16 protein-coding genes are annotated in these 22,920 nt (G+C 32.5%); 1 reads left to right on the top strand and 15 read right to left on the bottom strand.

Features of this window, described 5'->3' with window-relative positions; genetic code table 11:
• Positions 1-56: 56 nt before the first annotated feature.
• The 5 genes from bcp to BMX53_RS05510 all read right to left on the bottom strand — a co-directional run bounded on the left by bcp (position 57) and on the right by BMX53_RS05510 (position 10,318).
• Positions 57-515, bottom strand: coding sequence for a thioredoxin-dependent thiol peroxidase (gene bcp / locus BMX53_RS05530; RefSeq protein ID WP_038987656.1), 459 nt, complete (start codon positions 513-515; stop codon positions 57-59).
• Between the two features lie 91 nt (positions 516-606).
• Positions 607-6,330, bottom strand: coding sequence for a DUF4011 domain-containing protein (locus BMX53_RS05525; RefSeq protein WP_074745012.1), 5,724 nt, complete (start codon positions 6,328-6,330; stop codon positions 607-609).
• A gap of 283 nt (positions 6,331-6,613) precedes the next feature.
• Positions 6,614-8,800 carry a glutamine synthetase III family protein gene (locus BMX53_RS05520; RefSeq protein ID WP_038987658.1) on the bottom strand — a complete coding sequence of 729 codons (2,187 nt, stop codon included), beginning with the start codon at positions 8,798-8,800 and terminating at the stop codon, positions 6,614-6,616.
• Positions 8,801-9,010: 210 nt separating this feature from the next.
• Positions 9,011-9,604 (bottom strand): hypothetical protein, encoded by a 594-nt coding sequence (locus tag BMX53_RS05515; RefSeq protein WP_074745010.1) that lies wholly within the window; start codon positions 9,602-9,604, stop codon positions 9,011-9,013.
• A gap of 72 nt (positions 9,605-9,676) precedes the next feature.
• Positions 9,677-10,318: an HdeD family acid-resistance protein gene (locus BMX53_RS05510; RefSeq protein ID WP_074745008.1), complete on the bottom strand. Its 642-nt coding sequence runs from the start codon at positions 10,316-10,318 to the stop codon at positions 9,677-9,679.
• 118 nt (positions 10,319-10,436) lie between these two features.
• Between BMX53_RS05510 and BMX53_RS05505 the strand changes: the two genes are divergently transcribed.
• A complete protein-coding gene (locus tag BMX53_RS05505) occupies positions 10,437-11,528 on the top strand; it encodes a lipase family protein (protein ID WP_074745006.1) in 1,092 nt (363 codons plus the stop codon).
• A 495-nt stretch (positions 11,529-12,023) separates the two neighbouring features.
• Here the strand turns inward: BMX53_RS05505 and sucD are convergent, their stop codons facing one another.
• From sucD to BMX53_RS05455, 10 genes are all read right to left on the bottom strand, one after another.
• Positions 12,024-12,896 carry a succinate--CoA ligase subunit alpha gene (sucD, locus tag BMX53_RS05500; RefSeq protein ID WP_074745004.1) on the bottom strand — a complete coding sequence of 291 codons (873 nt, stop codon included), beginning with the start codon at positions 12,894-12,896 and terminating at the stop codon, positions 12,024-12,026.
• 163 nt (positions 12,897-13,059) lie between these two features.
• Positions 13,060-13,995 (bottom strand): UDP-3-O-(3-hydroxymyristoyl)glucosamine N-acyltransferase, encoded by a 936-nt coding sequence (locus tag BMX53_RS05495; protein WP_038987663.1) that lies wholly within the window; start codon positions 13,993-13,995, stop codon positions 13,060-13,062.
• 21 nt (positions 13,996-14,016) lie between these two features.
• Entirely contained in the window at positions 14,017-14,583 is a 567-nt protein-coding gene (gene efp / locus BMX53_RS05490; RefSeq protein ID WP_038987664.1) for an elongation factor P, read from the bottom strand.
• A 22-nt stretch (positions 14,584-14,605) separates the two neighbouring features.
• Positions 14,606-15,391, bottom strand: a complete 786-nt coding sequence (gene lpxA / locus BMX53_RS05485) for an acyl-ACP--UDP-N-acetylglucosamine O-acyltransferase (RefSeq protein WP_038987665.1) — start codon at positions 15,389-15,391, stop codon at positions 14,606-14,608.
• Positions 15,392-15,395: 4 nt separating this feature from the next.
• The gene (locus tag BMX53_RS05480) at positions 15,396-16,790 is read right to left on the bottom strand and encodes a bifunctional UDP-3-O-[3-hydroxymyristoyl] N-acetylglucosamine deacetylase/3-hydroxyacyl-ACP dehydratase (protein WP_063175705.1); all 1,395 of its coding nucleotides are present in this window, start codon (positions 16,788-16,790) and stop codon (positions 15,396-15,398) included.
• Positions 16,791-16,819: 29 nt separating this feature from the next.
• The gene (lpxD, locus tag BMX53_RS05475; RefSeq protein WP_074745002.1) at positions 16,820-17,842 is read right to left on the bottom strand and encodes a UDP-3-O-(3-hydroxymyristoyl)glucosamine N-acyltransferase; all 1,023 of its coding nucleotides are present in this window, start codon (positions 17,840-17,842) and stop codon (positions 16,820-16,822) included.
• Between the two features lie 30 nt (positions 17,843-17,872).
• Entirely contained in the window at positions 17,873-19,111 is a 1,239-nt protein-coding gene (locus BMX53_RS05470; RefSeq protein ID WP_074745000.1) for an HD domain-containing protein, read from the bottom strand.
• A gap of 112 nt (positions 19,112-19,223) precedes the next feature.
• Entirely contained in the window at positions 19,224-20,726 is a 1,503-nt protein-coding gene (gene hutH, locus BMX53_RS05465; RefSeq protein WP_038987670.1) for a histidine ammonia-lyase, read from the bottom strand.
• 27 nt (positions 20,727-20,753) lie between these two features.
• Positions 20,754-21,521 carry a peroxide stress protein YaaA gene (yaaA, locus tag BMX53_RS05460; protein ID WP_074744998.1) on the bottom strand — a complete coding sequence of 256 codons (768 nt, stop codon included), beginning with the start codon at positions 21,519-21,521 and terminating at the stop codon, positions 20,754-20,756.
• A 271-nt stretch (positions 21,522-21,792) separates the two neighbouring features.
• Positions 21,793-22,893: a DUF695 domain-containing protein gene (locus tag BMX53_RS05455; RefSeq protein ID WP_038987681.1), complete on the bottom strand. Its 1,101-nt coding sequence runs from the start codon at positions 22,891-22,893 to the stop codon at positions 21,793-21,795.
• Positions 22,894-22,920 lie beyond the last annotated feature (27 nt).

The raw sequence follows: 22,920 nt of genomic DNA, 5'->3' as shown, positions 1-22,920 counted from the left end.
AGCTAAATATAAAAAACCGCAATCTACATAGATTGCGGTTTTTTTAAATATTATTCTTACGCCTTCTCTAATATCTGAGCTGCGTGATCTTTTGTTTTTACTTTACTGATTACATCACTAATAACTCCCTGTTCATCAATAACAAATGTCATTCTGTGAATACCATCATAAGTACGTCCCATAAATTTCTTAGGTCCCCATACTCCAAAAGCGTTTAACACTTCTTTCTCTTCATCAGCCAATAACGGGAAAGGTAAGTTATTCTTCTCAATAAACTTTTGTTGTCTAGCAGCTGAGTCAGCACTAACGCCAAGTAATTCAAATCCCTTAGCTTTTAGTTCAGCATAGTTATCACGTAAGTTACATGCTTCCCATGTACATCCTGGTGTACTCGCTTTAGGATAAAAGAATACTACTAATTTCTTTCCTTTATAATCACTAAGCTGATGTGTATTACCAGCTTGATCTAATGCTTTAAATTCTGGAGCTTTTTGCCCTACTTCTAATGTCTTCATCTTCTTCCTTTTTTAATTCAAAGTAAAAATAGTAGAATTTATAAGAACTATCAAGCCCTATCGATAAAGTCTATCTATGATACAGTATACTTTAGTTATCTTTTAATATTATCTTACCAAACTGATTAATAACCTTATCTTCAACTAACATCTTCTGAATTACGTGTTGAATCACTTGATCCATCTGGCTACCTAGCTTGCTAAAATCAAATACTTTACCAATTGCTTTAGTTAAATCTTCATGTGGCACACTAAAGTTACTCTCTAATAACTCAATTATAGCTAATTCAATTTCTTCAGGACAGATATCTTCTATATTTCTTTTCTCTGATGCATTTTCTCTATAATATGATAATCCTCTTTTATAAAGGTCATCATTCCAATAGAACTCCTGATAAGAATTAACAGCAATACAATTAGGTATTTCATTTACTAACTCAACTAAATAAGCTTGTAACTTCGTTCCTGTACGAGAAATATTCCAAATATTCATCATCTTTTTAAACAAATAAGTTTGGCTAATAGGTCCCTCTGTCTGAATAAATTGATATAGTTGATTTTGAACTATATTTCTATTATTACTTAAATAAATAGTCTCTGAATTACCATCTGCTATTGCATTAAGATTTAGTGCTTCATAAGGTCTTTGTTTTGACACTGCTACTTTATCCGTTACTTCTACTAAGTGCTTACTTATAAAATTCATAGGAGAGGCTTCTTCCTGTTCTACTTCAACTTGATTGTAAATAGTATCCATTTTAGCTTGTAAATCTTTAAGAATAAACTCTTTGTTCTTAAACCAATCTATGGTCCAAATTCTATAAATATTCCATCCTAACCCTTTTAGAACTCCTGGAATTAAAAGTTCCCTATCATTTGTTGTTTTGGCATTGAAATAATTAAATCCATCTACTAAAATCCCCAATACATATTCATTTGGATTGTTTTTATCAACAACTCCTATATCAAGGCGATAACTAGAAGTGCCTATATTAGTTCTAACATCAAACCCATTGTCTTTTAAGTAAGTAGCTATTGCTTGAATTAACTTATCATTCTGTTTGACCATATCTCCTTCAGTAACATTTACATAGCCTTTATCCGCAAAGTCTAGGAAATTCTTTAGTCCTTTAACTCCTTCAGAGTTTGTACGTCTAAGATCAATATGTTCTCCTTTAATAGATGAAAAAATCTTCATCTCATAACGTGCTCTAGTAACTGCAACATTCAGACGTCTCCAGCCTCCATCTCTATTTAGTGGACCGAAGTTCATCGATACTTTTCCTTCTTCATCTGGTCCATAACCAATAGAGAACAGGATAATATCGCGTTCATCTCCCTGAACATTCTCTAAGTTTTTAATAAACAGAGACTCTGCCGCACCTAACATTGTCTCCTCTATAGCAGGATTCTTTAATAACATCTCTGCTAACATATCTTCTATTAAAGTCTGCTGTGTCTGACTGAAAGTAACAACACCTAATGATTTAGGCTTAATCTGACTATAATGTTGTTTAATATATTCTATTACAGCTGTAGCTTCTTTCTTATTAGTACGCGATTTGCCTTTCTCATAAACTCCTCCTTCTATAAATTCAAAAGTTACCTTCTTATCTAGATCATCTTTAGAAGGGAAAGTCAATAACTTGTTGTCATAGAAATTAGCATTACTAAATGATATCAAACTCTCATGCTTACTTCTGTAGTGTCTCAATAGATACTTAGATGGAATAGATAATGCTAGACAGTCATCTAATATACTCTCAAGGTCTTCTAATTCTAAATTATCTTCGTCTACTTTATTTGATGTAAAGAAACTAGTAGGTGGCATCTGTTTTGGATCTCCTACGATAATCGCTTGCTTTGCTCTTGCCAATGCACTAATTGCCTCTGCTGTAGGTAACTGAGAAGCTTCATCGAATATTACTAAATCAAAGTGTTCTGTACTTACGTCAAAATACTGAGCTACTGAGATAGGACTCATCAACATACACGGTTTTAGACGTGAAATAAGATTCGGCATCTGATCAAACAGCTTTCTTAAGCTTAACCCTCTTCCTCTACTGCGTATAGCGCGTTTAAGCATTCCTAATTCTGAACTTTGAATAAACTCAAAGAAGCTTCTCGGAATACGATTACTTAACTTTAATACTAACTGACTCTTGTTTAACTCTGTATACTCAGAGTGAATATCTTGATACTGCTTAATTAAAGTCTCATAGATCTTAGCATCGAATCCACTAAGAGCAAACGAGCTACTAACCGTTTTAATAAACAGATTAATATGTAAAATTCGTTCTAGATATGTATCTAGATTGTTCTTTCCTATTTTACCTTGTTCTAATAAATCAATGTACCACGATAACCCTAGTTTACTTCCTTCATCTTTATAAACATTATAGTTAATCCAATCATTAAGTTTGTCTAGGTTAGCCAATATTCCATCAACTTCTTCGCTAGAAGGCACTGAAGTAGAGAACGATTGAACATCGTGATACTTCACGATAAATGTTTTTAAGAAAGTAGTTACTTCAGAAATACCTCTTCTTACATTGGTGTTTTTATAGAATCCTAATAACCACTTATCTATTCCATAAAAACCACTTTGTTGTGCTAGTTTAGAAATACTACTTAGGTTCTCAATCTCTGTATAAATCGCTTCAAAATCTAGTCTATCATTGGAATAATAAATATGTGATAATCGATTAATATCCTTGTAATTTGAATTCTCACAACTTTGTTTAGCTGCTTTAAAATCTTCTATTTGGATAAACAATTGATTAACCTCATGTTCAGACTTAACCTTAACTTTAGAATACCCGTTTAAGAATGACTTGACTTTTCTCTGTTTAAACCACTTCGGTAAAAACCAAAGATGCTTTGCTTTATTCCATTCTTGTTCTTGAACTGATAAATCTATTTCGACTATTTTCTTATTAAAATTCTGATTAATTGCATCTTCTATACGACAACGTTTTTGTTGTAATTCAATCCATTTATGCAATAATGAAAACTGATTAGCATCAAAATATAAGTCTATCAACTCATAAGATAAATTACTATTACCTAATAGCTCAAACAAAGTCTGTAGACTATTGGCGTCAATACGTTTATCTGTAAGCTGTCTAAAATTATACTCTGCACTAATTTGTTCAAACTCCCTAGCTGTATACTTATAATCAGATAGTACTTCTTTTACAGTAGTTTGTATGTCATATTTATGTTCTTTAATAGTTAAAACTCTTAGTGGATGAGTCATAGGGCTTTCCATACGTTGACATAGAGAAGCTATCTGTATCAACCAATCTGTCCACTTTAAATAGGTGGATTGAGTAATATCTTCTAAGTTGATATTAACTAACAAGTCATTATCTAAAGAAACTTGATTAAGTTCTAAATATGCAATCGTGTCATAAAGTGACCACCCTATATTAAAACGCTGATGAAGTTGAGTTATATACTTTCTCAATTCCGCTTTGCGTTCATCTATTCGATTTGAAGCTTCTTTAAAATCATAATTGCCTTTATATCTGGGTACTTCTAAGGTAGCTTCAAACTGAGCTAAAACATCTGATTTACGAGTTTTATTAGAATGTAGTTCAAGACAAAATGGGCCTAAACCTATCTTTTCCAAACGACTGTGCACCACATCTAATGCTGCTTTTTTAGCTGCTACGAATAGTACTTTCTTACCATTAGCTAATGCATCAGCAATGATATTTGTGATTGTTTGAGATTTCCCTGTTCCAGGAGGCCCATGTAGTACAAAACTTCTATTAGCATGTGCATTTCTAACTGCTTCTAATTGAGAATTATCTGTTGAAATAGGAAGAGTTAATTCTGCCGCTGACAACTGCTCTAACTCTTCATCATTACTATTTAAAGTATCTAAAGATTCAGATAAATTACCATTTAATAAACTATTGACAATAGTACTCTTCTGTAATTTATCTGCATACTTCGAAATATCTTGCCATAAGATCAGCTTGTTAAAAGAGAAGGTTCCTAAAATAACCTGGTCTAATACATCCCAACCTTTTAAATCTAAAATTGTTTTTCTAACTAAAGCAAGTACTTTAGGTACATCAACTCCAGAATCGTCCATAGGTAGATCTTCTAAAGCTGTCATATCTAGTTTAAACTCTTGACGAAGGTATTCTAATAATGTAATATTAATCATTGTTTCTTCTCCTCTACTTCTCAAAGCAAACTTAGAATTAATAGAACGCCTATTTAACTCAACAGGAACTAATAATATAGGAGCATATCTAACTGTTGTATCTGACTTAGGTTCAAACCATTTTAGCAAGCCTATACCTAAATACAATGTACTCTTACCATTCTCCTCTTCTGCTAATCTAGAGTTTCTATGTAGGTTAACTAATATATTTTCTAAATCGTACTCATTGTAATAACTATATAACCTATTGTGCTTAAATTCAGAGTTAACTATTTCATATAGCTCTTCAGAGGAATGTAATGGAGGAAAATATAAATTATATCGATTTAGAATCTCTTGTTGGCTACTACCTTGAATTGTATAAGTCTTTCCATCTGCCAAGGAGTCTTCTAATTCATTGACATTAACATCAATTAATTGTAAAATACTCTTGGTAAATCGAGTATTTAGTAAATTATTTCTCAACGAAAGGTCTAGTAACTTACGTTCCCAAATCCTTTGTTTAGAAAGGACTAATCCATCTCCTAATTCTAAATCATTAAAAGCATTAGCCTGATCAAATCGTTTGTCTATTTTATCTTTTCTCTTATTAACATCAAATTCCTGATTTTCAACAAACTCTCCTGTAGATTTTCTATAAACAGGTAATGGAAGTACATTATTAATACGTGCTGTCTTAACATCTATAGATAATATAAAATCTGATGCTTGTATTAACTGAGCTTCCGCAGAAGCCATTGCTTCTTTTAGCGTTGACGTTGCTCCTTTACATACCATCGTTGATTCAATAACAATTAGTTCATTGATATTAACAGCCGCACGCTTAGTTACAGCGGTCTGGTCATAGTTAACCATAGAATCAAATCTATCTTCTACAAGCCACACACCTACAAATATGTGCCCTCTAGTTAAGATAAGAATAGGATGTAAATCAATGGCTTCTAAACAAGCTGCAAATAACAATGTAATGTCCATACAGTTACCAAACTTCGTCTCTATGACTTGATCTAATAATCTGATACGTTGTCCTGTACGTTCATAACTAGGCGGTAATGCACTATAAACTAAGTCCATACTCTGTATCGAGCGATAAATTGCGGATATCATCTGTAGTACACGCTCACGACTTCCTGACTGATACCCTTCAAAAGATGGTACTAATTTATTCTTTTCTAATATGCGAATAGCATTAGACTTTATAGGATATATTACATCGTGGTTTGGAAGAATATAAGAAGCTAATAGTTGTGGAAATAATTCTAATCCTCCGAAGTAATCAATAGGTAATACTTCTATCTGGAAAAAAGTATCGACTAATACTTCATCATCTACCATCAATGCGATCTGAACAGTATCAATGTCCTTCTCTACAACATTGCGAATGAAATGTAGATTATATTTAAAGTCAAACTTAGTTATGGTATATGCTGTATCTGTATCTAATCGTTCAATATTGATAATATTATCTTCAAAAAAACCAAGTTGTGAAGTGATAACTACTTTTACTCCTTCATAGCTTTCTTGTTGATTTTCAATTAGGATACGCTGTATGAAATGATATTTTTGAATACAAAAAGTATAATTAAAATAACTATACTTCTGCACAGAGAGTTTTATTGGTGTGTTTTGTTCCATAGTGTCCAATTATGATATATCAATGTAGGATGTATTTACCTATATGGATATAACTACTGTAATATCTATATTTTTAAAAATATTCTAAAGTAGTATAATTTTATATAATACTTAACAAATTTAATAAAATATACTCCAATAAAACACAATTAAGAAACAACAACCTAAAACACTATTAAACAATTAATTATAAGTATAAAAACCTATTGAAGTATCTATAAATAAAAAAAGATGACCTAGCTATACGCTAAAGTCATCTTTTATGCAATTTATCACTTAAATCCTAGTTTGTAAATAACAACTCTCTGTATTTAGTTAAAGTCCAAAGTTCGTTATCAACCATAATTTCTAACTTATCACTGTGGTAACGGATAATATCAAAATATGGTTTTACAGTATCACAGTATGCGTGAGCCTGCTGTTCTACATCTTCAATAAGATTAGCTTTCTTACGCTCGTTAGTCATCTCCGTAACTTTAGCATTAATCTGCTCGATATGATGAGAAATCTTTTTAATCATTTGTAATTGTTCTGCCGCGATAGTTCCAAAGTCCTCTGTTCCGAAGATTTCTTTTAGTCCTTTTACATTGTCAATTACTAAGTTTTGGTATCTAATAGCCGTAGGTATTACGTGATTTCTAGCGATATCCCCTAATACACGTCCTTCTATCTGAATACGTTTTACATACTCTTCTAATTCTATTTCATATCTAGCGTGCATCTCCACACTAGTCATTACTCCCATCTCTTCGAATACAGAAATAACCTTAGGATCTTTCTTAATTCTCAAAGCAGAAGGAGTTGTTTTATTATTACTTAATCCTCTTTTTTCAGCTTCTTTCTCCCATTCATCACCGTATCCATCTCCTTCAAAAAGAATTCTTTCACTGTCTTTAATATACTCTCTTAATACATTAAAGATCGCCTCATCTCTCTTCAATCCGTCTTTCTCTACTAAAGTATCTACTTCAATTTTGAAATCTTTTAATTGTTTAGCTACGATAGTGTTTAATACAGTCATTGGACCAGCACAGTTAGCTGTAGATCCTACTGCTCTAAACTCCCATTTATTACCTGTAAAGGCGAATGGTGAAGTTCTATTTCTATCTGTATTATCAAGTAATACATCTGGAATTTTACCAACTACATTTAACTTAAGGTCTGTTTTCTCTTCTGGAGATAACTTACCATCTGTAACTTCTTTAAGTTCATTAAGCACTTTAGTCAATTGTTGTCCAATAAATACAGACATAATTGCTGGTGGTGCTTCATTCGCTCCTAGACGGTGATCATTACTTGCAGACGCAATAGCTGATCTTAGTAATTCTTCATTGTCATTAACAGCCTTGATTGTATTGATAAAGAATGTTAAGAACTGTAAGTTGCTCTTAGGAGTCTTACTTGGGCTTAATAAGTTAACCCCTGTATCAGTAGCTAATGACCAGTTATTGTGTTTTCCAGATCCATTAACTCCTTTGAATGGTTTTTCATGGAATAACACCTTAAAGTGATGTTTCTCAGCTACTTTCTTCATCACATCCATTAATAATGAGTTGTGATCTACTGCTAAGTTAGCCTCTTCGAAGATAGGCGCTAACTCAAATTGGTTAGGAGCTACTTCGTTATGTCTAGTTTTAACTGGAATACCTAATAATATACAGTGGTTTTCTAAATCACGCATATAGTTCAATACTCTAGTTGGAATAGAACCAAAATAGTGATCATCAAGTTGTTGCCCTTTAGCAGCAGTGTGTCCTAATAATGTTCTACCAGTAGTTAAAATATCAGGTCTAGATGCAGCTAAAGCACTGTCTACTAAGAAATACTCTTGTTCCCATCCTAATGTAGTAGTTACTTTTTTTACGTTTTTATCAAAGAATTTAGCTACTTCAGTCGCAGCATCATCTATTGCATTTAATGCTTTTAATAAAGGTGTCTTGTTATCTAATGCTTCTCCTGTATAAGAAATAAATACAGTTGGAATACATAAAGTAGAACCAAAGATAAATGCAGGTGATGTTGGATCCCAAGCTGTATATCCTCTAGCCTCGAATGTATTTCTGATTCCTCCATTAGGGAAGCTTGATGCATCAGACTCTTGTTGTACTAATTGACTACCATTAAATTTCTCTACAGGATCTCCATCAAATGAAGTTTCAAAGAACGCATCGTGTTTCTCAGCTGTTGTTCCAGTTAAAGGTTGAAACCAGTGTGTGTAGTGACTTACCCCTTTTGACAAAGCCCACTCTTTCATTCCCAAAGCAATGTACTCAGCTAATCTACGGTCTATTTTAATTCCTAGTTGTGCATTCTTAACTGCCTGGTAAGCTTCAGGAGTTAAAAATTGTCGCATCGACTTGTCATTAAATACGTGATCACCAAAGATCAATGATTTTCTACCCAGTTCTTCTACCTTTACAGCTTCTCTAGATGCTGCTTTTTCAATTGCTCGAAAACGAAATGTTGACATAATTAATAGTTTTTGAAGGGACACCCCCTGTTTGTAAGTGCAAATTTACATAAAAGAGGCTAAAAACAATACACACCCCCTTATTTTTTTATTATTATTTTTAAAAATAGTATTATTAAAATACATACCCCCTATTTTTATTGAGCTATATGAATAAAAAAAGGGTAGAAACAATGTTTCTACCCCTCTTTTATATACTATCATTATTAACTAGTAGTTCTTAACTACTTTTACACCTTCTAAGTTATACTTACGTACAGCCTCTTCGTATGATAATGTTGTATTACCTGCTTCTACAGATTTACTTACATTATTAGATTGTCTTTGTGGATCTTGACCTGGAATATAAACTAATCTAAAGTACATATTCTTTAAATATCCTAAATCGCCTTCTTTTCCACTTCCATTAAAATGTTTTAAAGGAGCATCTGCTAATGCTTCAATTAATACATTTGAAGGAGAAAATACATAACTATATTCTAATTCTTTTCTAACCTTGTTACTTCCTTCTACTACATCAACAAAAAAACGTCGAGGCAATGGGCTCCAAACAGGATTACCATTACTATCTTGAGAGTCCATTACATAAACCAATACGACATCTCCTTTATATAATTCTACAGGATGTTTCACTGATTGACTCTGAAATTTATTTTCCAAATTTTGATCAAAAGATAACTTCACCTCTTGTACGTGTGGAAAAATATTTGGTCCTGGAGGCCCTTGTGGACCAGAAGGTCCCTCACATCCTGCTGCTAAAAGTGTAGTAGCTACAAAAGCGAATAACATTGCAATTTTTTTCATAATCTATTTTTATTAGTTGGTGCAAAGTATAAAATATTTTGCTACAGATTGTAATTTTATAAAAATATTAAGTTACTCATCATGTAGTTTCTTTCTAACCTCCTCTTTAATTTGTTCATAACGATCTAATAGCTCTTGATCTACTTTACCTGAATACTTTTTAATACGTCTTAAGAAAAAACCAAAAAGTACACTATATAACCCTAATAGAATAAAAGAGAACGCTGTCCAATACACAATCGTAAATGCTCCAAATTCAAGATTCCACAACATACAGAATGAAAACATCAAACCTAATAATGCGAAAACAAAAAGCCCTGTCCATGATCTAACACCATAATTCTTTAAATCAAATGCAGTCCCCATACCTCTAATAGATCTGAACATTAATCCAAATCCTACATATATAGGAAGAACAACAGCAGATAAGGTAGGTGTACCAATTAAGATTGTTCCCAATACTACATCGATAATCCCCGAAAATAAGATCCATCCCCAACCGTCAAGTTGATCGTGATTTGAGAATGCAAAAATAATCTCTGAAATACCAGCTATTAAAAACATATAACTGAATATTAATGTAAGTGAAGCGTATGCTGTAATAGGAGTATTGAACATATATACTCCACCGACTATAAATAATACACCTAATATTACTGGTATATACCAATGTTTAACCTTGTTCTTAACTGTCTTTACAAATGAATTAGCCATATCTATCTTTTTAAAGTTTATCTCTAATTTATAAATTTTAAAGCTGAATAAAAAAATTTAAAACATTAACTTTGATTAAGACAATCAATTAGAAGTTTATCATAATTACTTAATTCCAATGTTTAAACGAATTTTCATACTCTTACTTCTTTCTTCTACCAGTAGTTTTGGACAAAATCTAAAACCAATGGTAAATACTAAAGAAATATACAATAGCTTACAAATAGCTACAGATATACAAAAAACATACCCAAATGACTCACTTTACAAATTAACTGGGTATACTAATATTTATAGATCTCCAGAAATGGGGCTAACAAATCAATGGGGGCTTTATCATGATAAGCAAAATAATGTCTATGAAATTGCTATTAGAGGTTCTGTAAACAAAGGTGTGAGTTGGTTAGCGAACTATTATGCTGCTATGATTCCATCATCAGGAGAAATAAAACTTGACAATAATACAAAAGTAACTTATAACTTATCTGCTGATAAAAGAGCTACAGTACATGCAGGCTGGACTATCGCATCCTTATATCTTATGCAAGATATACAACCAAAAATTGATAGCTTAGTAAAACTTAACCAAAAGGAATTTATTGTTTCTGGTCATAGTCAAGGAGCAGCTATAGCATATCTTATCACAGCCAATCTGTTAAACCAACAACTACTAGGAAAACTTCCAAAAGATTTAGTAATTAAAACTTATGCAATAGCACCTCCTAAACCAGGTAACTTATACTTCAGTTATCAGTATGAAAAACTTGCTGGAGCATGGAGTTATTCAGTTATAAATACTCAAGATTGGGTACCAGAGTTACCTCCTACTTCACAGACCTTTAAGGATTTTAATGAAATAAGTCCCTTATCCGAAGGTGAAGTCAAAAAAGCTCTAAATAAAGTTCCTTGGCCTAAGAGAGTATTTGCAAAGAACATTTTTAACTCTTTAAAAAATCCTCCTCAAAAAAGTGTAAAGAGGTATAATAAATACCTTGGATCTTTTGTATTTAATTTTATACACAAACAACTACCAGAATTAGAAGAACCTAAGTATAGTCAAAACAGTAATTACAGTAGATGTAGCAATCCTGTAATATTAGATGGAATATTAAACGATAATTATCAAGAAAAGTTTCATAAAACGGATAATATTATGACACATCACCTTCCACCTGCTTACTTATATCTATTAGAGACGACAAATAAATAAAAAAGAGACTCTTAACAGAGTCTCTTTTTTGAAATAAAACAATCTTTCAATTGTTATAGTTATAGTTTGGTTAGGGTTCTAATTTAGGGATTACTGATAATAGGCTCTAACCTAATTATCCTTTCAGTAACTCGATTACAATATACAGAAGTTTTCTATTAAGACAAATATTTAAGCTATTTTAATCATTTTATTACTTTTAAAGTTAATACTAAAACAAATAGCAAATCAAAGTGACAAATATCATTGCATTATTATCATGTTTTAACTATAACTTAAGAAGTACTTCTTAAACATTTCCAATAAATAAAAGGCGAAATAATAGAAATAAATCAAATTGACTATAAAAGAGACGATATATTAATGCTCTGAATTTTCAATATTTAAAAATATTCTTAACTAAGAGTCGAATATTAAAATTTAGGAAAACTATAATAATTAAAAAAGCCTATACAATAATGTATAGGCTTTTCTTATTTCAGTATTCTAGAATTATTATCCTAAAACTTCTTTTACTTTTTTACCAATCTCAGCAGGAGAATCTACAACGTGGATTCCACACTCAGCCATGATACGTTTTTTAGCAGCAGCTGTATCATCAGCTCCACCTACGATAGCACCAGCATGTCCCATTGTTCTACCTTTTGGAGCAGTTTCTCCAGCGATAAATCCAATAACAGGTTTTTTGTTACCGTTTTCTTTAATCCAACGAGCAGCATCAGCTTCTAATTGTCCACCGATTTCACCAATCATGATGATAGCTTCAGTTTCTGGATCAGCCATTAATAATTGAATAGCTTCTTTAGTAGTAGTTCCGATAATTGGGTCACCACCGATACCGATAGCTGTAGTAATACCTAAACCTTGTTTTACAACTTGGTCAGCAGCTTCATAAGTTAAAGTTCCTGATTTAGAAACGATTCCAACAGTTCCTTTTTTGAAAACGAAACCTGGCATAATACCAACTTTAGCTTCACCTGGAGTAATAACACCTGGACAGTTAGGACCTACTAATCTACAGTCTCTACCTTGAATGTAATCATAAGCTTTGATCATATCAGCTACTGGAATACCTTCTGTAATACAGATAATTACTTTGATACCTGCATCAGCTGCTTCCATAACTGCATCAGCTGCGAATGCTGGTGGTACGAAGATAATAGATGTATCTGCACCTGCTTTCTCTACTGCTTCTGATACTGTGTTGAATACTGGACGATCTAAGTGCATTGATCCTCCTTTACCTGGAGTTACACCACCTACTACGTTTGTTCCGTACTCAATCATTTGTGAAGCGTGGAATGTTCCTTCACTTCCAGTAAATCCCTGAACGATTATTTTTGAATCTTTATTTACTAAAACACTCATGATCTTGTTTTTATTTATTTAAACTTACTTACACAAAAATAAACAATTCTAATTACTATTAAAACTTTTTACTCCCTTATAACCAAGTTTAATTGATTAATTAATAACATTTTTCATTTTAAGACTTAGCTTTCTATATTAATGACAGTTTATTAGCTATCTATTATATATTCTTAGTCTTTTCTATAAGCTCTGGAATCCTCTTAATACTAGCTAATTGCTTTAATTTATCTCTAGATTCCTCTGCAGGATATCCAAAATAAACTTTACCACCAGCTAATGACTTAGAAACTCCTGATTGAGCTAAAACAACTGCTTTAGTTCCAATAGTAATACCACTAGTAGTACCTACTTGTCCCCAAAGAGTTACTTCATCTTCAATAACAACACAACCTGCAATACCACATTGTGCTGCTATTAAACAACGAACACCAATAACAGTATCATGTCCAATGTGAACTTGATTGTCAATTTTTGCTCCTTCTTTTATAGTAGTATCTCCTGTTACCCCTCTATCTATAGTACATAAAGCACCGATACCAACGTTATCTTCGATAACTACTCTACCACAAGATACTAATGGATCAAACCCTTCAGGTCTCTTTTTATAATAGAACGCATCAGCACCTAAGATAGCACCAGCGTGAATAACTACGTTATCCCCGATTACAGTACCATCATAAAGAACCACATTAGGATGGATTACACAGTTCTTACCAATAACAACATTATGTCCAATAAACACATTAGGTTGTATGATTGTTCCTTCTCCAATTACAGCATCTTTAGCGCGAACTTCTGTTGCTGGTTTAAATGGATTAAAGAACTTAGATAATTTATTAAAATCTCTAAACGGATCATCTGATATCAACAATGCTTTACCCGCTGGGCATTCTACATCCTTATTAATCAATATAATCGTTGCATTAGAGTTTAATGCTTTATCATAATATTTTGGGTGATCTACAAACACAATTTCACCTTCTTGAACAACGTGAATCTCATTCATTCCATAAACTGGAAAGTTTGAATCCCCCACATATTCACAACCGATAATCTCAGCTATAGTTTGTAAATCTTGAACTTTTGCAAAACGCATCTTACTTCGTTATAAAAGTGATTACTCCTTAATACGCTCCATATAAGCGCTATTTGATGTATCAATCTTAATTTTATCACCTTCGTTGATGAATAAAGGTACATTGATAGTTGCTCCAGTTTCTACAGTAGCAGGTTTAGTAGCATTAGTTGCTGTATTTCCTTTTACTCCTGGCTCAGCATAAGTTACTTCTAAAATTACAGAAGCTGGCATATCTACTGCTAATGGTAATTCAGTATCTGAATTAATTTGTACCATTACAGTCTCACCTTCTTTTAATAATTCAGGAGCATCTAATACATCTTTTAAAAGAGTGATTTGCTCATATGTCTCAACATTCATGAAGTGGAATTGATCTCCCTCTGGGTATAAATATTGGAACTTATGTGTCTCTACTCTTACTGTTTCTATTTTGTGACCAGCTGAAAAAGTATTTTCTAATACTCTTCCATTAGTAACGCTTCTCATTTTTGTTCTAACAAATGCAGGCCCTTTTCCTGGTTTAACGTGTAAAAACTCAACAATTTTATAAATATCATTGTTGTATTGGATACATAAACCATTTCTAATATCAGCTGTTGTTGCCATTCTTTAATTTAATTTAGTATTACTAATATATTCCTGAATATCCTCTCATAATTCCTCTAGAAGAATTACGGATAAACATTAAAACTTCATCTCTTTCTGGAGTTGCTTCCATATCCGCCTCTATAATTTCTAGTGCTTGACTAGTATTATAATTCTTTTGATAAAGAATACGGTATATTTCTTGAATCTCTCTAATTTTCTCTGGTTCGTAACCTCTTCTTCTTAATCCTACAGAGTTAATACCTGCATAAGAAATAGGTTCACGTGCTGCTTTGATATAAGGTGGCACATCTTTACGAACTAAAGTACCTCCCGTCACAAAAGAATGCGATCCAATAGTACAGAACTGGTGTACCGCTACTAATCCAGCTAACACTACATAGTCTCCTATAGTAACGTGTCCTGCTAAAGTACTTGAGTTAGAGAAAATACAATTGTTCCCAACTATACAGTCGTGAGCAATGTGGCTATAAGCTTGAATTAAACAATTCTCACCGATAACTGTTTTGTATCTATCTTTTGTTCCTCTATTGATTGTTACACATTCTCTGATAGTTGTATTATCACCTATCTCAACTGTTGTAATCTCTCCTTCGAATTTTAAATCTTGTGGCTCTGCTGAAATAACCGCTCCTGGGAAAATCTTACAATTTTTACCGATGCGAGCTCCTTCCATAATCGTAACATTAGATCCTATCCATGTTCCCTCCCCGATTTCAACATTATTATGTATAGTTGTAAACGGTTCAATAACAACATTTCTAGCTATCTTAGCTCCAGGATGTACATATGCTAAAGGCTGATTCATATTCTTAGTTATTTGTTATTTTTGAAATCTGAGCCATTAATTCAGCTTCAGCTACTAATTTTCCGTTTGCATACGCATATCCTTGCATATGACATATCCCTCTTCTAATAGGAGTGATTAACTCCAATTTAAATACTAATGTATCTCCAGGGTGTACTTTATTTTTAAACTTAACATTATCCATTTTCATGAAGAAAGTTAAATAGTTCTCAGGATCTGGTACAGTACTTAAGATTAAGATACCTCCTGATTGAGCCATAGCTTCACAAATTAAAACTCCTGGCATTACAGGTGCTCCTGGGAAGTGTCCAACAAAGAAAGGCTCATTCATTGTCACATTCTTAAGACCTACTACGTGCTTATCAGACATTTCTAAAATCTTATCAACTAATAAGAATGGAGGTCTGTGAGGCAATAATGACATAATCTTATTAACGTCCATTAATGGCTCTGCATGTAAATCATAAGAAGGAACTTGATTGCGTTTCTCATTGCGAATAATCTTAGACAATTTCTTAGCAAAATTAGTATTCACTGAGTGTCCAGGTTTATTAGCAATCACTTTACCTCTAATTCTTGTCCCTATTAAAGCTAAGTCACCGATTACATCAAGTAATTTATGACGAGCAGCCTCATTGGGATAATGTAGAGTTAAGTTATCTAAAACTCCATTTGGTTTAACTGTAATCTCATCTTTACCAAACGCTTTTTTAAGATGTCCCATTGTTTCTGGAGATATTTCTTTATCTACATATACAATAGCATTGTTTAAATCTCCTCCTTTGATTAGACCATTAGCTAATAATGCTTCTAACTCATGTAGGAAACTAAAAGTACGAGCTTCTGAGATTTCTGCTTTAAAATCAGACATAGATTTTAAAGTAGCATTTTGAGTACCTAATACTTTAGTACCAAAGTCAACCATTGCAGTCACTTGGTAACTATCTGAAGGCATTACTATAATTTCGCTTCCTGTTTGTTCATCTACAAAAGAAATTACCTCTTTAACGATGTATTCCTCACGCTCTGCATCTTGTTCTACGATACCTGCTTTTTCTACAGCTTCAACAAAATACTTAGAAGACCCATCCATAATAGGTGGTTCAGAAGCATTTAATTCTATAATTACGTTGTCTAAATCACATCCAACGAAAGCAGCTAATACGTGCTCTGTTGTTTGTATTTTAACTCCTTTTTTCTCAAGGTTTGTACCACGTTGTGTATTCACAACATAATTAGCATCCGCTTCGATAATTGGATGTCCCTCTAAATCCACACGTACAAAAGTAAATCCATTATTAACTGGAGCTGGTTTTAAAGTCATTGTTACCATCTGACCTGTATGTAAACCTACACCATTAAGTGTTACTTCGCTTTGGATGGTTTTTTGTTTAACCATAATTAAATTTCTTTAAGTATTTCGAAAGGCTATTCGTTTATTTTCTTTTTAATTGAATCTATATCACTCACTATCTTTGAGAAGTTCTTAAAGTAGCTATATGATTTCAAGAAGTCACTATGTGGCAATGCAGGACTTCCCTGTACAGCTGCCCCATTTTCTAAGTTTTTAGTTACTCCTGACTGAGCTTGGATACGTACATTATCACCTATTATGATATGTCCTACTATCCCAACTTGTCCACCTATCATACAGTTCTTACCTATCTTAGTAGATCCAGCAACTCCAGTTTGAGAGGCGATAACAGTGTTCTCACCAATTTCTACATTGTGAGCAATCTGAATTTGATTATCTAATTTAACTCCTTTTCGGATAATAGTAGAACCTAATGTAGCTCTATCTATAGTAGAAGCAGCTCCTATCTCTACGTTATCCTCTATAATAACATTCCCGATTTGAGGTACTTTATTAAATGTTCCATCTTCATTAGGTGCAAAACCAAAACCATCAGATCCAACTATTACACCAGCATGTAGTGTACAGTTTTGTCCAATTACAGTTTCAGAATAAATACGTACTCCAGCGAACAACACAGTATTATCGCCAATTTGAGCATTGTCACCTATAAAAGTATTTGGATATATCTTAACGTTATTACCAATTTTTACATTTTTACCAATATAACAAAAGCTTCCAAGATAAAGATCTTCTCCATATTCTACACCTTCCGAAATTACTGAAGGTTGTTCTATACCAGACTTCATAAGTTTAACCTGATTATAGTACTCTAGTAATTTAGAGAATGCCTTATATGCCTCGTCTACCTTAATTAAGGTAGCAGAAACAGGATGCTCTGGTTCGAATGTTTTGTTTACGATTACTACTGATGCTTTAGTAGTATATATATGATGAGCATATTTAGGATTAGCTAAAAAAGAAATAGACCCTTCAGTCCCCTCCTCTATTTTAGCCAATGTACTAACTTCCACTGCAGGATTACCCACAATTTCTCCTCCTAAAACTGATGCTATTTGTTCCGCTGCTATTTTCATTACGGCAAAAATATAAAATATAATTGAAATTTAACTTTCAAAAACGTTTTTTGGATAACAAACGAAATACTTTGTTATCACTTTCGTCAATGATTTTAAGTTTAGCTCATCTGACACAGACAGTACATCTTTTGTTGTTCCATCTTTTTTAAGTATCATAATAGGCTCTTTATCTTTACTATACGCTTGATTCTCCATTTTCCCTTTAAACACAAAGTACTTACTAGCCTCTGCTGAAAGCGAATATTTCTTAGAAACCTTTTCAAGCATATTATTTAACTTTAATTTAGTTTCTTCTTTATCTGAGACAAATTCTATACGTAATAGCTCTCTATTAATTATCATCTTACTCAATTCTGACAAAATAAAGTCATTATGGAATTGCCATGATTTTAAAGCTCCTAATATATCAGAGTCATCAAGTAAAGCAAATTTTTCTAACCCTATATTATCAAAATCCTCTTCGTCAATCTGATTTTTCAAAAAGAACTGTAAAGATTCACTACACCATAACTCTACTCCTTTATGCGTTAGTTCTTTTGCTCTTTTTAAGACACGAACTAATATTAACTCTGCACATACACTAGTCTTGTGTAAGTATGCTTGCCAATACATTAATCGACGTGCTATCAAGAACATCTCTACAGAATAAATCCCTTTTTTCTCAACTACTAATTCATCATTAACTACATTCAACATTTGAATAAGTCTCTCTGAATTAATATTCCCCTCAGCAACACCACTATAAAAACTATCACGTTTAAGGTAATCCATTCTATCCATATCCAACTGACCAGAAATCAATTGCAACATAAACTTACGGTGATACTCTCCTTTAAATATCTTAATTGCTAAGTCTAATTTCCCATTAAACTCTTTATTCAATCTATTCATAAAAAGAATTGAAATCTCCTCGTGATGTACACCTTCTACAATACTTTCTTCCATAGCATGAGAGAATGGTCCATGTCCAATATCGTGTAAAAGAATAGCTACATATAGAGCATTTTCTTCTTCTTCAGATATAGAAACACTTTTAAACCTCAAAACTTGTACCGCTTTTTGCATCAAGTGCATACAGCCTAAAGCATGGTGAAAACGAGTGTGATGAGCTCCAGGATAAACTAGATAAGAAACTCCCATTTGAGAAATTCTTCTCAATCGCTGAAAGTAAGGATGCTCAATCAAATCATATACCAATGAATTTGGTATTGTGACAAACCCATAGATAGGGTCATTTAAGATTTTAAGTTTATTAATATAAGCCAATTAAAGTCATTTTTATAAACACTTACAAATATAAGCATATATTAAAAAAACCGCACCTTTTTTTAATATAAAGATGCGGTTAGTCCTAATTATTATACAAAATTTACAATTCTTATGCTTCTAGTTCAATTTGAAACGAATTTAAGAATGCAATTGATTTTTCAATATCGTAATGAAGAATTCTATCAACATCTACAAAAGATACTTCTTCTCTATAGATTTTCACAAAAGACTCAATAAATTCACTTGACTTAGCAGGACGTCTAAATTCTAATGCCTGAGTCGCATTCATTAATTCTATCGCTAAGATACGCTCTAAATTATCTACTATTCTCAGAGCTTTAGTTGCTCCATTAGCTCCCATACTTACGTGATCTTCTTGTCCATTACTAGATACAATACTATCAACACTTGCAGGAGTAGCTAATTGTTTATTTTGACTCACTATACTTGCAGCAGTATATTGTGGAATCATGAATCCAGAGTTTAATCCAGGATTAGATACTAAAAAATGAGGCAATCCTCTTAATCCTGAGATTAACTGATAAGTACGACGCTCAGAGATACTTCCTAGTTCAGCTAACGCTATTCCTAAGAAATCTAAAGCTAATGCTAAAGGCTGTCCATGGAAGTTACCCCCTGACACGATAATATCTTCTTTGTAGAAAATATTAGGATTATCTGTCACAGAGTTAATCTCTGTTTTAAACACTCTATTCACATAATCAATAGCATCTTTTGACGCTCCATGTACTTGTGGAATACATCTAAAAGAGTAAGGATCTTGTACATGTTCTTTAGGGCGATTAATCAACTCTGAATCCTCTAAAATCTCATTAAAGAATTGTGCAGTTTCAATCTGTCCCTTATGAGGTCTTACATAGTGAATCAACTCATTAAACGGCTCTATTCTACCATCAAATCCTTCTAGAGAAATAGCTCCAATAACATCAGCTAAATAAGATAGTTTTTTTGCTTTTAATAGTATATAGCATCCATAAGCACTCATAAACTGAGTTCCGTTTAGCAATGCTAATCCTTCTTTAGACTTAAGTTTTATCGGCTCCCATCCGTTGCGCTCTAATACTTTACGTGCTGGCTGTCTAAATCCATCACAGAACACTTCGCCTTCTCCAATAAGAGGTAACGTTAAATGAGCTAGTGGAGATAAATCTCCTGATGCCCCTAAAGAACCTTGATTATAAACTACTGGCAAGATATCGTTATTAAAGAAATCCATTAAGCGCTCTACAGTTTCTAGTTGAACACCAGAGTTACCATAACTTAACGATTTTACTTTTAACAACAACATGATTTTCACTATCTCTTCAGGAACAATCTCTCCCGTTCCACATGCATGAGACATCATTAAATTCTCTTGCAATTGAGATAAATTATCATTGTCAATTTTCACATTACACAACGAACCAAAACCAGTATTAATCCCATATATAGGATCTTCTTGTTTAGCCATTTTTTCATCTAAATACATGCGACAATTAACAATATTAGCTCTCGCCTCTTCAGATAGTTGTATCTTTTTTCCTTGTGTTATGATTTCTTGTAATTTCTCAATCGTAAACACATCAGAAGAAATATAATGTACTGTTTCCATATTTTTATTTTGGTGGTATATATAATTTTATCTTGTAAATACTAGATTATTCCCTTTAGAATCTGCCTCACTCCACGCATACCCATCTACATTAAACTTCTTTAATCCATCTATATCAGTAACGTTATTATCTATGATATAGCGAACCATTAGTCCCCTAGCTTTTTTTGCATAAAAACTTATTGTTTTTAGCTTACCATCTCTTAACTCTTTAAAATCAGGTGTAACTAAAGTTCCTTTGAGTACTTTTTTATCTATTGCGCTAAAGTATTCATTACTCGCAAGGTTAATCAACAATTCATCTTGTTTCATTTCCTTGTTTAACGCATCAGCTAATATTGGTTTCCAGAATTCATATAAATTAGCATTCTCCCCCACTCTCATCTTAGTCCCCATCTCTAAGCGATAAGGCTCTATTTCATCTAAAGGTTTTAAAAGACCATAAAGTCCTGATAATATTCTCAACTTATCTTGTAGTACTTCGATTTTCTCTGGAGTTAAACTATACGCATCTAAACCCGTATAAACATCGCCATTAAAAGCAAATACAGCTTGTCTAAAGTCTTTCTCTTTTCCAACTTTTTTCACATAGCTTCTCTCTTGGTTTCTCTTCCAGTTTAATTCTGCTAGATTATTAGATATTTTCATCAAATCTTCTAAATCCATTGGTGTTTTAGACTGTAATACCTCATTCACTACTTTTGACTCTTTCACAAAAGAAGGTTTTGTTGTTTTATCTACAGGCACCGCTGTTGTGTAATCTAAACTCTTAGCAGGTGATATTAAAATTTTCATAGTTATTTTTTTAGCATCCCAAATATAGAATAACTATTTAGATTTTCATATTTCCAAATCTTGTCTTTTTATGAATTCTACTTGTTTTAACACATTTTATCTATTCATTATAACAATAATTCTGTCAATTTATTTCTTTATATTTTCATTTATTCTCATTTCTAAATAGATATAAAAAAAGCACATAGTAATCTATGTGCTTATATATATTTAAAAACTAAAAGTTTAAAAAATTAACTTACTTTCTAAAAAGACTATGACTACTTAGCCATTAATTATTATTGATTGCATTTGTATATACTTCTAATCCCATCCAGTATTTATCTCTATAAATAGTATAATCTATATCAAATTTATCTGTAAACAGACTGATGGTCTTCTGCACCTCCCTAGAAGCATTCTTATAATCACGCGTAGCGAAAAACAAAGTTCGTTCATTAGAACCTGTCTCTCTAGCTACACTATTAACACCTGCAGATTCTACAACTAAGTCTTCTATTTCATCCATCACAGCAACATCACTTTTGGACGGCATACCATTTTCATTACCTTGATATTGAATAGACATTTTTACCACCCAAGGGTAAGACATCTTTTGCTCCCAGTTTAAGAACGAAGTATTGACAACTGCTATCAATGGAGCATTATTATTGTTCCCTTCTAATATCGAATAACTATCATTATCACTATTGTGCTTTACTCCATCATATTTCTCAACGAATTCCGCTTCTCTATATCTTAAATAATCACTTAACTTAGACATAGGAACCAACTCTCCATCAATACTTTCTTCTCCTTTAACTTCTAAATAATCTATCATTGTCATAGTTTCCATTTCCCCTAAATAGTTATCTAAAAATATAAACAATGCATTACCTAATTCTTCCTCATTTTCTGGTGTACACTCTTTAATAATAAAGCGCAAATGTATATAATCAGGATAACCTTCAGTATGAATAGGAATAAACGAAATCGTATCTTCATTTAATACAAAGTCGCCCATATTAAGACCTATTCCTTTAGTACTAGGCTTACAGCTAATAAATCGCCACCCCTCAATAGAAGGTGCAGATGAAATAAAGTCTTCTATAAATGGTAAAGCTCTTACACGTCCATCTGGAGTAATAATCAATTCACCTACTCCATCTTTTCCCATTCCTGTAAGCATATTAAAATCCTTGTTGATTTCTTTAAGTTTAGGACCAACAATATCAATAAAATCCTCAACTACACGATCGTGTGTTTCTATTGTTTTCTTAAATTCAGCTTCGTTACTTTTAAACCAGTCCCAAAACACACCATACTGTGCTTCTAACTCTACTAAATTCGACTCTTTCACATTCTTTCCAAATATTTTATCAAAAAAACCCATATTGTACTTTCTTATATTTAAAGTTAA

This window comes from Myroides marinus (assembly GCF_900109075.1).
Classification (GTDB): domain Bacteria; phylum Bacteroidota; class Bacteroidia; order Flavobacteriales; family Flavobacteriaceae; genus Flavobacterium; species Flavobacterium marinum_A.
The sequence above is the reverse complement of the archived record's forward strand: the minus strand, read 5'-3'. Positions and strand labels throughout refer to the sequence as shown.